14 protein-coding genes are annotated in these 14368 nt (G+C 48.3%); 7 read left to right on the top strand and 7 right to left on the bottom strand.

The window, feature by feature from the left end; translation table 11 throughout:
* Positions 1–173 precede the first annotated feature (173 nt).
* The 3 genes from ACTHSW_RS02080 to ACTHSW_RS02070 are packed head-to-tail and all read right to left on the bottom strand — an operon-like array spanning position 174 to position 1980.
* The gene (locus ACTHSW_RS02080; RefSeq protein WP_107810827.1) at positions 174–1490 is read right to left on the bottom strand and encodes an MFS transporter; all 1317 of its coding nucleotides are present in this window, start codon (positions 1488–1490) and stop codon (positions 174–176) included.
* Positions 1490–1675 (bottom strand): cbb3-type cytochrome oxidase assembly protein CcoS, encoded by a 186-nt coding sequence (gene ccoS / locus ACTHSW_RS02075; RefSeq protein WP_070461478.1) that lies wholly within the window; start codon positions 1673–1675, stop codon positions 1490–1492. The genes ACTHSW_RS02080 and ccoS overlap by 1 nt, the downstream gene beginning before the upstream one ends.
* Positions 1675–1980, bottom strand: coding sequence for an HLGFF motif protein (locus ACTHSW_RS02070; RefSeq protein WP_070461479.1), 306 nt, complete (start codon positions 1978–1980; stop codon positions 1675–1677). The genes ccoS and ACTHSW_RS02070 overlap by 1 nt, the downstream gene beginning before the upstream one ends.
* Positions 1981–2214: 234 nt before the next feature.
* Between ACTHSW_RS02070 and ACTHSW_RS02065 the strand changes: the two genes are divergently transcribed.
* The gene (locus ACTHSW_RS02065) at positions 2215–3411 is read left to right on the top strand and encodes an acetate kinase (RefSeq protein WP_070461480.1); all 1197 of its coding nucleotides are present in this window, start codon (positions 2215–2217) and stop codon (positions 3409–3411) included.
* A gap of 151 nt (positions 3412–3562) precedes the next feature.
* On the opposite strand, the gene ACTHSW_RS02060 is transcribed toward ACTHSW_RS02065, so the two are convergent.
* A complete protein-coding gene (locus ACTHSW_RS02060; protein ID WP_070461481.1) occupies positions 3563–6325 on the bottom strand; it encodes a TonB-dependent receptor domain-containing protein in 2763 nt (920 codons plus the stop codon).
* A 385-nt stretch (positions 6326–6710) separates the two neighbouring features.
* Positions 6711–7172, bottom strand: coding sequence for a c-type cytochrome (locus tag ACTHSW_RS02055; RefSeq protein WP_070461482.1), 462 nt, complete (start codon positions 7170–7172; stop codon positions 6711–6713).
* Between the two features lie 132 nt (positions 7173–7304).
* On the opposite strand from ACTHSW_RS02055, the gene ACTHSW_RS02050 reads away from it, so the two are divergent.
* The 6 genes from ACTHSW_RS02050 (at position 7305) to ACTHSW_RS02025 (ending at position 12654) form a co-directional block, all read left to right on the top strand.
* On the top strand, positions 7305–8129 hold the full coding sequence (locus ACTHSW_RS02050) for an SDR family oxidoreductase (protein ID WP_070461483.1): 825 nt from the start codon (positions 7305–7307) through the stop codon (positions 8127–8129).
* A 113-nt stretch (positions 8130–8242) separates the two neighbouring features.
* Complete coding sequence (locus tag ACTHSW_RS02045; RefSeq protein ID WP_049351198.1) at positions 8243–8716, top strand: Fur family transcriptional regulator; 474 nt, start codon at positions 8243–8245, stop codon at positions 8714–8716.
* Complete coding sequence (locus ACTHSW_RS02040) at positions 8704–9633, top strand: CobW family GTP-binding protein (protein WP_070461484.1); 930 nt, start codon at positions 8704–8706, stop codon at positions 9631–9633. Before ACTHSW_RS02045 ends, ACTHSW_RS02040 begins: the two co-directional genes overlap by 13 nt.
* 97 nt (positions 9634–9730) lie before the next feature.
* Positions 9731–10786 carry an ABC transporter permease subunit gene (locus ACTHSW_RS02035; protein WP_070461485.1) on the top strand — a complete coding sequence of 352 codons (1056 nt, stop codon included), beginning with the start codon at positions 9731–9733 and terminating at the stop codon, positions 10784–10786.
* A gap of 36 nt (positions 10787–10822) precedes the next feature.
* Entirely contained in the window at positions 10823–11863 is a 1041-nt protein-coding gene (locus ACTHSW_RS02030; RefSeq protein ID WP_070461486.1) for an ABC transporter permease, read from the top strand.
* A gap of 110 nt (positions 11864–11973) precedes the next feature.
* Positions 11974–12654, top strand: coding sequence for a sulfite exporter TauE/SafE family protein (locus tag ACTHSW_RS02025; RefSeq protein ID WP_003680951.1), 681 nt, complete (start codon positions 11974–11976; stop codon positions 12652–12654).
* A gap of 85 nt (positions 12655–12739) precedes the next feature.
* Here the strand turns inward: ACTHSW_RS02025 and ACTHSW_RS02020 are convergent, their stop codons facing one another.
* Together ACTHSW_RS02020 and pssA are read right to left on the bottom strand one after the other, a co-directional pair.
* Positions 12740–13549, bottom strand: coding sequence for a sulfite exporter TauE/SafE family protein (locus ACTHSW_RS02020; protein WP_070461487.1), 810 nt, complete (start codon positions 13547–13549; stop codon positions 12740–12742).
* Position 13550: 1 nt separating this feature from the next.
* Positions 13551–14330 (bottom strand): CDP-diacylglycerol--serine O-phosphatidyltransferase, encoded by a 780-nt coding sequence (pssA, locus tag ACTHSW_RS02015; protein ID WP_070461488.1) that lies wholly within the window; start codon positions 14328–14330, stop codon positions 13551–13553.
* Positions 14331–14368: the final 38 nt, after the last annotated feature.

Below are 14368 nucleotides of genomic sequence, written 5' to 3'. Positions count from 1 at the left end.
TGCACACGCTTGTTTGGGGAAAATGTGCATTTTGTTTGGGAGTAAAGTTGTGCTTAAAATTTAGGCAGATGTGTTTTTTAATTTTAAATCAGACAGTAATCTGATTTATGCACAAGCTGTCCACGAGATTGAATAGTGAAAATGTGCATGGTGGGGATACATTTCAGACGGCCTTATTTGCTGATTTTCAATAAAGCAGTCAAATCCCCGATAAATTTCGATTCCCGTTTGATGAGGTAAACAATCAACGGAAGATTACCCACGGCAACAATCAAATACAGCAGCGTGATGCTGTCAAACAACATCAGCAAAACTGCGCTCAAAATGGCGGCTGACACCATAAATACGCCGTTGATGATGTTGTTGGCGGCGACGGCGTGGGCGCGGAAGGTTTCGCTGCTGGCGGTTTGCAACCAAGTGTAGAGCGGTACGGAGAAAAAGCCTCCGAAAAAGCCGATGGCCGACATCACGAGCATAATCGGATACGCTTTAGCTTGCGATAAAAACCAAATAATGCCGTTTAATTCGGTAAAGCGTTGGCCTTGGGTCAGCCACACCAGCAATAATCCACAGACCGTTAGCCCCAGAGTGCCGATGGTAACCAAGCCCAAAATCAGGCGCTCGTGGCTGAGTTTGGCGCATAATACCGAGCCGATGGCGATACCGATGGAGAACAGCGCCAACATCAGGTTGAACACATTATCGTTGCCGCCCAAATGGATTTGCGTGAACGTCGGCAGTTGGGTGGTATAAACCGAGCCGACAAACCAAAACCATGAAATACCGATGATGGAAGTGAATACGGGTCGGTCGGCCGCCGCTTCACGAATCAGTGAATTCGTGCCTTTGATGATGTTCCATTCGATTTTTGTGTCCGGCATTTTAGCGGGTACAGACGGCATAAACAGGCTGGTCATCGTGCCGCCGATAGCGACCAATAACACCAAACCGCCAACAATATACGGCGGAACGCCTGCGACTGCGGTGCCCAAAATCTGGCCGAGCAAAATGGCGATAAACGTACCTGATTCAATCAGACTGTTGCCCATAATCAGCTCTTTGTCGTTGAGGTAATCGGGCAAAATGGCGTATTTCAGCGGGCCGAACAAAGTCGATTGCGTACCCATGCAAAACAGGCAGATTAAAAGCAAAGGCGCGGATTGAATATAGAAGCCATATGCCGCTACTGCCATGATGATGATTTCCAACAGCTTGATCCAACGCGCCAAAACGGCTTTGTCGAATTTGTTGCTCAGCTGCCCTGACAGCGCGGAAAACAGGAAATAGGGCAGGATAAACAGCATCGCGCCCAAGTTCAGCATTTGGCTGGACGGCAGAAAGTCGTTTTTGCCCAAACCGTAAAAACTGATCATCACGAATAATGCGGTTTTAAACACATTATCGTTAAACGCGCCTAAAAACTGCGTCCCAAAGAGCGGCGCAAAACGGCGGGTCGTGTGGAAATTCAGATTGTCTTTTTTAAGGCTCATTATTTGGATTCTTTGTCTTCGTCTTTTTCGATCAGTTTTTCAGTGGAGTCGTCGTCCATCAAAATGCGGTGCGCAGGTCCTTCAAGGTCGTCAAACTGTCCGTTTTTACCCGACCACCAGAAAAACCAACCGATGATAAAGGCCAAAATAATGCTGATGGGGACAAGGATAAACATACTTTCCATTACATCGCTCCGGTCAAATCGCTCAGGATAAAGGTTTTGCCGCTGACTGTCAGGTATTCGTTGCGCAACGCACCGATATTTTTATCGTCAAAAAACAATTCGATACGGTCTTTAACCACGCGCCAGTATTGAGGGATATCGGTTTGCTCGAAAGGCGACAATACCGCTGCTTCGGTTGCATCTTCGCTTTGCAGTTTGACTACAAAGCGTCCGCTTTGCGGCGGATTTTGCGATTCATCGTCTGCTAACATAATAAAAAATCCGGCATGTTCGCCGTCTTGAGTGTGGATACTGAAATAATGCATATCGGGAAATCTTCAAAACCGCCGTCATTTTTTCAGACGGCCTAAAATAAAATTCCGTCCATTTTACATCAAATATTAAGTCAAGCAGCCGATTACATTTTTTGTTAGAATACGGCGTTTACTTTGTTAATCTGTTCAGACCGCTACCCACTACGTCCCACAAGGGGTGCAACATAGCCGGAGCAGCAGTAAGGTCCCGACAAAAATGCCGTCTGAAACCTCAAGGAGCATAAAATGACACAAAAATTAATCTTGGTTTTGAACTGCGGCAGCTCTTCCCTCAAAGGTGCCGTATTGGATAACGACAGCGGCGAAGTATTACTGAGCTGCCTGGCAGAAAAACTCAATCTGCCTGATGCCTACATCACCTTCAAATTCAACGGCGAAAAACATAAAGTTGAATTGGCCGCCAAGCCAGACCATACCGGCGCGGTAGAAGCACTGATGGACGAGCTCAAAGCCCACGGCCTCGACACCCGTATCGGTGCGATCGGCCACCGCGTGGTAAGCGGCGGCGAATTGTACAGCGAATCCATTTTGGTTACCGACGAAGTTATCGACGGTATCGAAAAATGTATTCCACTTGCTCCTCTGCACAACCCGGCACACCTTTTGGGCCTGCGCGCTGCACAAACCATTTTCAAAGGCCTGCCGAACGTTGTCGTATTCGACACTGCATTCCATCAAACCATGCCTGAACATGCTTACAAATACGCTGTTCCACATGAATTGTACGAAAAATACGGCTTGCGCCGTTACGGTGCACACGGTACCAGCTACCGCTTCGTTTCTGACGAAACTGCACGCTTCCTCGGCAAAGACAAAAAAGATTTGCGCATGGTTATTGCCCACTTGGGTAACGGCGCATCTATTGCGGCAGTTGCCAACGGCGAATGTAAAGATACCAGCATGGGCCTGACTCCGCTGGAAGGTTTGGTAATGGGTACACGCAGCGGCGATATCGACCCTTCAGTTTTCAGTTTCTTGGCTGAAAACGCCAACATGACCATTTCCCAAATTACCGAAATGCTGAACAAAAAATCCGGCCTGCTCGGTATCTCCGGTTTGTCCAACGACTGCCGTACCATTGAAGAAGAAGCTGCCAAAGGTCATCCGGGCGCCAAACTGGCTCTGGAAATGTTCATCTACCGCTTGGCTAAATACATCGGCAGCATGACAGTAGCGGCAGGCGGTTTGGACGCATTGGTCTTCACCGGCGGTATCGGTGAAAACTCCGACATCATCCGCGAACGCGTATTGGGCTACTTGGGCTTCCTCGGTCTGTACATCGACCAAGAAGCTAACCTGAAAGCCCGCTTCGGTAATGCTGGTGTGATTACCACTGCCGACAGCAAAGCTGTTGCCGTTGTGATTCCTACTAACGAAGAATTGATGATTGCACACGATACAGCCCGTCTGAGCGGCCTGTAATCTCCGTCATTATTGAAAACCTGCCCGCAAGGGTAGGTTTTTTGTTGTGTATAGATGAAAAAAATTTTGAGAATATATTGAAAAAAGCCGGCAAACATTGCGTTTACCGGCTTTTTAATCAGTGTAATATTAAGAACGCTGATAGATAGGTTTAGAACTTATAACTGATGGTAAACAGCAAAGTCCTGCCTCGTGCGTAGTTGTTTAAGACGGAGCGTGTCGTACCGCCATATTTGCCATTGCATAAACCGTTGGCATCGCATTCGACCTCTTCATCATCCCAACCGCCTTTTCTTTCAAATACGCTGAAATAGCGCTGGGTTGCGGCATCGTTTGCGGCATCCAAAGGATCGACATAGCGTTTATTGAACGCATTTTGAATGTCGAAACGAAGGATAAGGTTTTTCTTCGGTTCATAATTGGCATAGAAATCAAAAATCATCGGCTGTCTGTTGATGCTTTCTGTTTTTTTGATCACCCTTCTGCCCATTTGATGTGAAGAGTAGGTATTAGCACCGGTTGTACCGTCAACAAATTCCTCCTCAGTCGTTGCCCGTGTACTTTTGCCGTAATAGCGCATAATGCCGCCGATGGTCAATTTGTTGCCCAACCATCGGGACCCTAATTCAAACCGACCGTAATCTCGGGGCAAGCGGGAAATTTTGCTTAAGCCGTAGCCTTGTTTGATTTGGTCTTCTTTAGAAGAGTTGCGGGGCGATTCGCTGGCATCGCTATAATTGGTCGGCTGGTTGGTTTTTTGATAGGCGTAAGACAGGGTGGTAAAAAAGCGGCCGAAATCATAGTTCATTTCCACTTCCAAACCGTTTTTATGGACAGGTTTGGCATAGTTTCGATGCTGGATGGAGTATTGCAGGCCGGTACTGGTTACCCAGCTGGGTGCTTTATCCAAATCCCACCATTTGCCATAAACATTGTGGATATAGTTGTTTATTCTGCTGCGGTAGGCGACCAGTTTGAAACCCAATACATCGTCCGGCTTGAAAATCCCTTTTTTGAAGGTATTGAAGCCTATTTGGTAAGTATTGGCCTGTTCCGGCTTAAGGGCTGTATTAACGCCCGAGTCGCCGATTTGTGAAAAATACATTTCTTGAATATTCGGCATTCTATGCGTACGCGAATAGCTGATAAACGGCATAAAGTAGTCGTTGACATTGATGTTTAATGCCACCGAATGGTTTACCGCATGCTTTTTACCGGATTTGGTATAAACTGGTTCGTAAAGGTCGCAGCTTGGCGTGCAATGCTGTTTATAAATTTCAGAATCTTCTCCAAATGCTTTTTTAAAGTCTTCTTGGGTATTGAAGTAGTCGGTATATTCGCCCTTGTAGCGGTAGTTGACCATATTGGCGCTGTAATTCAATTGATAAATGCCTTTTTTCAAGGAAGTATCAAAATAGAACGTATTGAATTTTTGCTGGCCTGAAGGTTGCAATATGGTTGATTTTTGAGGAAATATTCCTTTGTCTCCTTTGAAGCGGCCTAAAAAGCTGTACAGGCCGGCATCTTGATCCGGGCCGTCGTAAAACAGGCTCAGCTCTTCCGGAAAGCGGTTTTTACTGTATTGGTTTTTAAAGAAATTGAAACCGACAGTAGTTTTTAAATCTGTTTTTTGGGGAAGTTTGAAAGAAAAGCTGTTGTTGATATCCAAAAGATTGGCCGTATTTTTGGTTTCCAAATAATCAAGCAGTCCCCATCCTGAAAAACGTGAGTTTTTCGGATATTTTTGTTTTCCCAAATTATGGGCGGCCAACACGTTTAAATCGACATAATCGCCAATGTTTAAGTTGTAATTGGCTTGGTAGTTGCGGTTTTCTACTTTGCGGCTGCCGATACGGTTGTTCATGGTACGAAGCTGAAGGTCGAGCTTGTTGTTGTCGTTTTCGTATTCCACTTTGACCAAATGGCTGTTTGAGCGTTGTTGCAGGCTGGTCGGGTCGATTGGAGTCAGATCCCATTGCGGTGCCAAATTCTCTTTCCAGCCTCTTTCCAAGTCATCGACATAATCTCTTTGTAAAACTTCAGGATCGTTATATTTTTTGGAGAAAGGGTAGTCCCAATAGCTTTTACCGACCGCATTGCGCTTGGAAAAGTCGCGAACCCAACGATTTTGCCCTTGGTCGAATTTTAATAAGTTGCGTTCAAAATATTCTTGTTTTTTACGGTCCAAATATTCTTCGCCAAAATTGCCGATACGCTGACCGCCGCCGCCTACTTTATAGTTTTGCTCGACATTACGGTGGCTGTAGCCATATAAAGCGCCAAGGCGCGCACCGCTGTCAAACCATTTTTGTACTGCTCCGGTTGCCATAAAGTTGCTTTTGGTGCTGTTTGTGCCGGTCAATCCTTTGGTTAAGAGGCCGAAGGTATTGTTTCCGTGTACCACATCGTCTACTCGTAAAGTACGGAAATTGGCTGTACCGGATAAGGTATTGATGCCGTTGGCACCCGAGAAACTGCCTTTGGTTACATCCACGCCGGCAATAAAATTGGGATCCAGTGCCGTACCGAATTGGGAGGAGCTGCCACTGCGTCCGGCATCGGCAGAAGTGGAATAGAAGGTTTGGGTGACGCCGTCAACCATCGTATTGACACGTCCCAAACCGCTATCGCCACGGATATTGACCGCCAATACCCCCGATCCCTTGTCTTGTTGGGTGAAAACGCCGGGCATGCTCCGCACGATGGTATCGATGTTTTCGCTGGATTGATAAACGCGTTCACGCGAACTTTTGGCTTGGCCTTCGGTAAAAACTTTTTTCTCTTTGGCAATGTGTTTGCTTTTGACTTGAATTTCATCAAGCTCTTGAGTTGAAACCTCTTCTTCTGCGTGTGCGATATTTGTTATAGCCAGTAAAGATAATGTTAGTAGATTTAATTTGAAATTCGGATTCATGATAGTTACCTCAGAAACGAAGCCGCTACTTTATAACATATTATTAAACTTTACAAATATTTTAATAATGGTTTTTATTTATTAAAAAATAAAGTAAAATTTTGTTTTAGAAGATAATCCACCCGCATATGATTAATCTGGCTGAAAAGATAAAGCAGGTCTGAATTTGAATTTGGGTGGTTGAGAAGAAGGGAGATTTAATTGAATTTAAACAGCTGGAAGAAGAAAATTTGATTGCGCTATGTGAATTGAGCCGTCGGTTTCAAATGAAACCGGTAAAAAACATGAAATGCAAAATATAAAGTCGATATAGAAAGGTTTGAAGGTAGTTGAAGAAAAGGCCGTCTGAAAATGATATTTCAGACGGCCTTTATTGTTTTAAGCCTTATTCCGGACCGCGGAATGTGTCGTGGCAGGATTTACAGGTTGCACCGGTTTCGCCGTAAGCGGCTTTGATTTCTTCCAATTTGCCGGTTTGGGCGGCGGCGTTGAGTTTTTCAACCGCAGCAACGAATTTTTCTTCTTCGGCTTTGAAGGTTGCCGTGTCTGTCCAGATGGCAGGCAGGGCGCGGCCGTTGCCTTGAGGGTCGGATTCAAACAGGGTAAACGGTTTTTTGCTGTTTTCGGCGAAGGTTACGGCGGCTTGTTTGAATTTTTCTACGTCGTAAGGCTCTTCGTCTTTGACCATTTTGCCCATGCGGGTAAACTCGGGCATCATGGATTTGAACGCGGCCGTACGGTCTTCGGAAATCGGGCCTTTAGGCTGGGAAGGCGCGCCGCTGCCGCCGCAGGCGGAAAGTGTAAGCACCACTGTTGCCAAAGCAACAGGGAGAAAACGGGTTTTCATATGGAGTGTGTCCTATTGTAATGATATGATTATCGTTAAATTTAAAATCAGCCAGCCAAACGCTTAGGCCGTCTGATAAGGCGTTATCATACCTTAAACCCAAGTCTGAAACGAGTACAGAAAGGAAACGATATGGCAATTTTGATTACCGGGGCATCGGCAGGATTCGGCGCGGCAATGTGCCGCACTTTTGTTGCGGCAGGCTATCATGTCATTGGCGCGGCAAGGCGCGAAGACAAATTGCAGCAGTTGGCAGAGGAATTGGGCGAGCAGTTTTACCCTTTGGAAATGGATGTTTCTCGTACGGAGTCGATTCAAAACGCTTTGAACAGTCTGCCCGAGTATTTAGCTGAAATTGATTGCCTGATCAACAATGCCGGTTTGGCTTTAGGTCTGGATTCAGCTGATAAAGCCGATTTTGGCGATTGGGAAACCATGATTCAAACCAATATCATCGGCCTGACTTTTCTGACCCGCCAGATTTTGCCGCAAATGGTAGCGCGCAAACAGGGCTACATCATCAATTTGGGTTCGATTGCCGGCAGTTATGCTTATTCAGGCAGTAATGTCTATGGCGCGACCAAGGCTTTTGTGCGCCAATTCAGTATGAACCTGCGCGCCGAATTGGCAGACAAAAACATCCGCATTACCAATATCGAACCGGGCTTGTGCGGGGATACCGAGTTTTCCAACGTCCGTTTCAAAGGTGACGATCAGCGTGCGGCCGAGGTTTATGAGAATGTCGAGTTTATCCAGCCGCAAGATATTGCCGATACCGCTTTATGGCTCTATCAACGTCCTGCGCGGATGAACGTCAATTCCATCGAAATCATGCCGGTTGCCCAGACCTTTGCAGGCATGAAAGTTTACCGTGACGCGCCTGCTCCAGTGAAGGCAGAAACGTTTGAAAAACAAAGTATGTCTTTGTTTGGAAAAATTAAATCTTGGTTTAAGTAATCGGCATCAGGCCGTCTGAACATTTCAGACGGCCTCTTTGTTATCTGAAATTGAACAAACACGTTATAATGTAATTTTTTATTAACAAGGCCGTCTGAAAGGCTGTTTCAGTTATGAACGCAATCAAACAAAAAATCTTAGAACAAGCGCAGCGCGATGGTGTGCAGGTAACCGCTTTGCGCGAGCAAGTGCTTGATATTGTTTTGAAACAAAGCGGCGTGATTAAAGCCTACAACGTTCTGTCGCAGATGCAGCAGCAAAGCGAGGGCGTGGTTGCGCCGCCGACGGCCTACCGCGCCCTTGATTTTTGGGCGGAGCAGGGCGTTTTGCACAAAGTGGCGGCGGTCAACGGCTATATTCTGTGTAGCCACGCGCAGCACGAATGCGACGACCATTGCCATGACCACGAAGAAGCCGAAGCGCACCACAGCGCGTTTATTTTGGTTTGTACCGAATGCGGTACGGCAGATGAGCAGACCTTGAGCCAAGAATGGGCGGCATTGCGTGCAGGCGTGGCCGAAACCGGTTTCTCATTAAAAGAAGAACATGTTGTTTTAACAGGAATTTGTAAAAAATGTCAGAAGTAAAAAAGACTAAAGTCCACCTGATTTCAGGCTTCCTCGGAACAGGCAAAACCACCGCACTCAAAAGTCTGATGGCGCAAAAAGATCCGAATGAAAAATGGGTCATCATCGTCAACGAATTTGGCGAAATCGGCATTGACGGCGCTGTCTTGAGCGACAACGGCATTCCCGTCGCAGAAATCGCCGGCGGCTGTTTGTGCTGTACTGCCGGCGCACAAATGGGTACGACCGTACAAAAAATGCTGCGCGATGCCCAACCCGACCGCTTGATGATTGAAGCCAGCGGCCTGGCGCACGCCGCCAGTGTTATCGACGAATTGAAAGCCAAGCCGCTCGACAGCATGTTGGAAATCGGCGCTGTTTTTACCGTTGTCGATCCACGCCAATTCATTAATCCCGATTACGCTCAACAAGCCTTGTATAAAGACCAAATTGGCATTTGCGACGTATTGGTCGCCAGCAAAACAGACTTGTGCACGCCCGAGCAGCTGGCCGAGTTTCACGATAAAGCGGCCAAGCTGTTCCCGCCTAAAGCCAAAGTGGTTGAAGTTCAAAATGCGCAACTCGACATCCAATGGCTTGATATTCCCGTGGTCGAAAAATCGCGCTACCGTCTCAAAGCCCTGCCGGACAACACCATGGGCTTCCAGTCCCAAGGTTTCACTTTCCCTTCCGGGCGTGATTTCGACGGCGAAAAGCTGACCGATTTCTTCAACGACCTGCCTAAATTTACAGACGGCCTCGTGCGCGCCAAAGGCGTGTTCCAAGTGCTCGGTACATGGGTATGGCTCAACTGGGTGGACGGTCAATGGGGCGCAAACCAAGTTTCGTGGCGCCGTGACTCGCGCTTTGAGCTGATTGCCAAATCGTTTGACGCGGATTTAATTGAGAAGAAATTGCAGGAGGCCTTAGAGAAGTAAATAATCGGCCAAACGCTTATTAATCCGTTACTATATGCTGTCTGAGGTCAGTGGTTTCAGACGGCCTTCAAATCAAAAAATAGAGGAACACTTTATCATGTGGCGTTATATCTTTCATCGTTTGCTCCTTTTGATTCCCACGTTGTTGGGGATTTTGGCGATTACCTTCGCCGTCATTCAGTTTGTTCCCGGCGGTCCGGTGGAACAGATGGTTCAGCAGCTGACGCAGGGCGCAGTTGGCGGCGAAACAGCAGGACGCAGTATGCCTGGAACTTTGGCTAAAAACGGCAACCGCATCAGTGCGGAAGATTTGGCTGCTCTGAATGCTTTATACGGTTTCGACAAGCCGCCTGTGACGCGTTTTGTCGATATGGTATGGAAATTCGCCCGTTTTGATTTGGGCGAGAGCTTTTTCCACCACCAAACCGTATTTGAGTTGGTAAAAGAGAAAATGCCGGTATCGATGAGTTTGGGTTTGTGGACATTCTTCCTAACTTATTTGATATGTATTCCGTTGGGTATTGCCAAGGCGGTCAGGGATGGCAGCCGGTTTGATACGGTTACGGGTATGATCATTTTGGTCGGCTATACCGTACCGCCGTTTGTCTTGGGCTTGGTGTTGCTGGTGTTGTTTGGCGGTGGCAGCTTTTTTGCCTGGTTCCCACAGGGCGGCTTGGTCGGCGATGATTTCGATACACTCTCTTGGGCAGGTAAAGTCAAAGATTATTTGTGGCATATGGCCTTGCCGATTACCGCTTCGGTAGCAGGCAACTTGGCGGTAATGACCGTATTGACGAAAAACGTATTCCTTGAAGAAATTCGCCGTCAATATGTTTATACCGCGCGAGCCAAGGGCTTGCCTGAGAAACAGATTCTGTGGAAACATATTTTCCGAAATGCCATGATTCCTCTGATTACCGGTTTCCCAGCCGCATTTATCGGCGCATTCTTTACCGGAAGCCTGTTGATTGAAACGTTGTTCTCGCTGGACGGGTTGGGTTTGCTGTCTTACGAGGCAGTGATGAAACGTGATTATCCTGTCGTAATGGGTACGCTGTATGTGTTCACACTGATGGGGTTGTTGGCTAAATTGGTGTCAGATATTTCGTATTCGTGGGTCGATCCGCGCATTCACTTTGGCGGACAGAAATAAGGCCGTCTGAAAATGTCTTCAATCCATTATTAAAGAATGTTTCAAACCATGAAAAAGAAAAAATCTACTTCAAACCCTACTTGGCAAGCCTTTAAACAGCATAAGCGCGGTTGGTTGGCTTTGCGGATTTTGGCCGTTTTGTTTGTCGTCACTTTGCTTGCACCTTTGTGGAGCAACGACAAACCTTTGTGGATACGTTATCAGGGCGAGTATTTCTTCCCCTTGGTAAACGAATACAACGAAGCCACATTTGGCGGCGATTTCGATACGCCGGCGGATTATCTGGATCCGCTTATCCGCCACAACATTACTTCAGACGGCAATTTTGCCTTTTACCTGCCCAATCCTTACGATGCCGATACCTTGAACGATTTTGATACGGTACCCGATCCGGCCAAACCATCCGAACGGCATATCTTGGGAACGGACGACCGCGGCCGCGACCTGTTGGCGCGCTTGGTTTACGGTTTCCGTGATTCGCTGTTGTTTGCCTTGGTGTTGACCGTGGTGACTACCGTGATTGGCGTGATTGCAGGCGCGGTGCAGGGTTATTTCGGCGGTAAAACCGACCTTCTGATGCAGCGTTTTATCGAGGTTTGGGGCGGTATGCCGGAGCTGTACCTCTTGATTATCCTGTCTTCGTTCTTTAATCCGGGACTGTTGATTTTGCTGGTGTTGCTGTCGCTTTTCGGCTGGATGGGCTTGTCCGACTATGTCCGCGCCGAGTTTTTGAAAAACCGTCAGGCCGATTATGTTTTGGCGGCGCGCGCGATGGGTGTGGGCAACCGTGAAATCATGTGGCGCCATATCCTGCCCAACAGCTTGACGCCGGTATTGGCCTTCCTGCCTTTCCGTATTTCTGGCGCCGTACTTGCCCTGACCAGTTTGGACTTCTTGGGCTTGGGCGTACCTGCCTCACAGGCAAGTTTGGGTGAGTTGCTGGCGCAAGGCAAAGACAACTTGGACGCGTGGTGGATCGGCCTGTCTGCCGTTGCCACGTTGACGGTAATGCTGCTTTTGTTGGTCATGATCGGCGAAGGTTTGCGTCAGGCATTTGACGTACGCGCACGCAGTTAATTGCTTTTCTAAAGCGTGAAGAGGGTGGGCGGAAAGGCTTATCCTGCATTCTCAAGGCCGTCTGAAAAGTTTCAGACGGCCTCATCCATTCGTTTGAATCATTAAAAACCATGAATCAAGAAATCACATTTCTTACTCTTTTTCTACTCGGCTTTTTTGGCGGAACGCATTGCGTCGGCATGTGCGGCGGATTAAGCAGCGCATTCGCTTTGCAACTGCCGCCACATTTAAACCGAATCGGGCTGATTGTATTGTTGAACTTGGGGCGCATCAGCAGCTATGTCGTCATTGGCCTATTGGTCGGTTTGGTCGGGCAGGTCGGCATTTCCTTGGACGATACGCGCGCGGTTCAAAACGGTTTGTATATTGCCGCCAATGTTTTGCTGCTTTTACTTGGGCTGTATCTTGCCGGTATTTCGACTGCCGCGACCAAAATCGAAGGCATCGGTAAACCGATATGGAAGCGCCTGAATCCTTTGCTGAACAAATTGCTGCCGATTAAATCGGTGCCTGCCTGTTTCGGCGTGGGCGTGCTTTGGGGCTGGCTGCCTTGCGGTTTGGTGTACAGCGCGTCTTTGTATGCCTTGGGCAGCGGCAATGCTTTGCATGGCGGGCTGTATATGCTGGCGTTTGCATTGGGGACCTTGCCGAACCTGCTTGCGATGGGCATATTTGCAGCGCAGTTGAAAACCTTTCTGCAAAAACGCATGGTTCGTTTGTGCGCTGGATTATTGGTGGCAGGATGGGCGATATGGCGCTTGGCCGTATTTGCAATGGGGCAAATAGGGTAAGGTAAAAAGGTTTTATTTAATTTGTTGCTTTGCAATCAAAAAGGCCGTCTGAAAGATTTTCAGACGGCCTTTTTCACAAGAAAGATTAATGTATTAAATTCCAAGCCATCTTGGCGGCAATCAGCAACAGCATAATGCCGAAGGCGATTTTGAGTTTTCGGGCGGGCAGCTTGTGCGCCGTTTTTACGCCGAGCGGAGCAAAGAGGATGGTGGCAACGCTCAATATGGCCACGGCCGGAAGATAGATAAAGCCTGCCGCGCCTTTAGGCAGGTTGGCAATATGCAAACCGTTGGCAAAATAGCCGATAGTGCCGGCAATTGCAATCGGCCATGCCAGACCTGAAGATGTGCCGATGGCGCGATGCGCCGGAAAGTTGCAATACAGCAGAAATGGAACGGATAGCGAACCGCCGCCGATACCGACCCAGCTCGAAGCCGCCCCAAAAAGCGTGCCGACAGCTGTCAGGCCGGGGAGGGCGGGCAGGGTGCGTGAAGGTGTGGGTTTGGAATCGCGTAGGGTTTTGAGTGCGATAAAGGCAAGAAATGCAATAAAGAAAACCTGCAAAGCCAGCGTCGGCACATATTTTGCCGATACCGCGCCGAGGAGTACGCCAAGTATCATGCCCGGCGTCATTCGGCGGACGGTCGCCCAATCGATGGCGTGTTTTTTATGCTGGGCATACATGCTGGAGAAGGTGGTAAACACCATGACGGCAAAGGAAGTGCCGATGGCAAGATGCTGGGCATAGGGGTGGCCGCCTATGCCTTGCAGTTGCAACGCCCATAAGACAACGGGGACAATCAGCGTGCCACCGCCTACGCCGAATAGTCCGGCAATAAAGCCCGCTGCACTACCGACGGCGAGCAGGGAAAGGATGATGTCCCAAGACCACATTTCAGACGGCCTTGTCGTGTTTGTGTGTTTTATGGCGTTTTTTAAACCAACGGATGACTGCCATCACATAACCGGACAGGCTGTAACCGAGGAAAAACAGGAAGAGGACGAGTGAAGGCTTCCAGTTGATGAGCAGCAATACCAACACGGCCAACACCATGCCCATAAACGGTACTTGGCGGCGGATGTTGATTTCTTTGAAGCTCCAAAACGGAATCTGCACAATCATGGAAATACCGGCAAACAGGGTGATACCCAATGCCCACCAATGCACGTTGGGGAAGCGTTCGACGCTGTGGTTGACCCAAATCAGGCCGACAATCAACGCAGCGGCGGTCGGGCTTGGAACGCCGATAAACCAGCGTTTGTCGACTTTGCCGATAAGCGTATTGAACAGCGCCAAACGCAGGGCGGCGCAGGCGCAGTAGATAAAGGCGACGGAATAGCCGATTTTGCCAAACTGCCAAAGTTGCCATTTGTAGGCAATCAGGGCAGGCGCCACGCCGAAACTGACCATATCGGCAAGGCTGTCGAGCTGTTCGCCGAACGCGCTTTGGCTGTTGGTCAGCCGCGCAACGCGTCCGTCCATGCCGTCGAGCAGCATGGAAAGGAAAACTGCAATCGCCGCCGTTTCATAACGTCCGTGCATGGACTGGGTAATGGCGAAGAAGGCGCAAAACAGTGCGGCGATGGTAAAGGAATTGGGCAGCAGGTAAATGCTGTTTTTGCGGATGGAGTTGCGTGGAGGAATCGGATTTTCTGTATTTTGTGAGTTGTCCATAATGTTTCCGTATATGCTGCGGGTGCAGATAAGGCATT

It is taken from the genome of Neisseria sp. P0008.S004 (assembly GCF_051962755.1).
GTDB lineage: Bacteria > Pseudomonadota > Gammaproteobacteria > Burkholderiales > Neisseriaceae > Neisseria > Neisseria subflava_A.
The sequence above is the reverse complement of the archived record's forward strand: the minus strand, read 5'-3'. Positions and strand labels throughout refer to the sequence as shown.

Coding starts and splice junctions, on each gene's coding strand:
- ACTHSW_RS02035 (WP_070461485.1), top strand. CDS start 9,731: ATGTGGCGTTATATCTTTCATCGTTTGCTCCTTTTGATTCCCACGTTG.
- ACTHSW_RS02080 (WP_107810827.1), bottom strand. CDS start 1,490: ATGAGCCTTAAAAAAGACAATCTGAATTTCCACACGACCCGCCGTTTT.
- ACTHSW_RS02070 (WP_070461479.1), bottom strand. CDS start 1,980: ATGCATTATTTCAGTATCCACACTCAAGACGGCGAACATGCCGGATTT.
- ACTHSW_RS02025 (WP_003680951.1), top strand. CDS start 11,974: ATGAATCAAGAAATCACATTTCTTACTCTTTTTCTACTCGGCTTTTTT.
- ccoS (WP_070461478.1), bottom strand. CDS start 1,675: ATGGAAAGTATGTTTATCCTTGTCCCCATCAGCATTATTTTGGCCTTT.
- pssA (WP_070461488.1), bottom strand. CDS start 14,330: ATGGACAACTCACAAAATACAGAAAATCCGATTCCTCCACGCAACTCC.
- ACTHSW_RS02020 (WP_070461487.1), bottom strand. CDS start 13,549: ATGTGGTCTTGGGACATCATCCTTTCCCTGCTCGCCGTCGGTAGTGCA.
- ACTHSW_RS02060 (WP_070461481.1), bottom strand. CDS start 6,325: ATGAATCCGAATTTCAAATTAAATCTACTAACATTATCTTTACTGGCT.
- ACTHSW_RS02055 (WP_070461482.1), bottom strand. CDS start 7,172: ATGAAAACCCGTTTTCTCCCTGTTGCTTTGGCAACAGTGGTGCTTACA.
- ACTHSW_RS02040 (WP_070461484.1), top strand. CDS start 8,704: ATGTCAGAAGTAAAAAAGACTAAAGTCCACCTGATTTCAGGCTTCCTC.
- ACTHSW_RS02065 (WP_070461480.1), top strand. CDS start 2,215: ATGACACAAAAATTAATCTTGGTTTTGAACTGCGGCAGCTCTTCCCTC.
- ACTHSW_RS02050 (WP_070461483.1), top strand. CDS start 7,305: ATGGCAATTTTGATTACCGGGGCATCGGCAGGATTCGGCGCGGCAATG.
- ACTHSW_RS02030 (WP_070461486.1), top strand. CDS start 10,823: ATGTTTCAAACCATGAAAAAGAAAAAATCTACTTCAAACCCTACTTGG.
- ACTHSW_RS02045 (WP_049351198.1), top strand. CDS start 8,243: ATGAACGCAATCAAACAAAAAATCTTAGAACAAGCGCAGCGCGATGGT.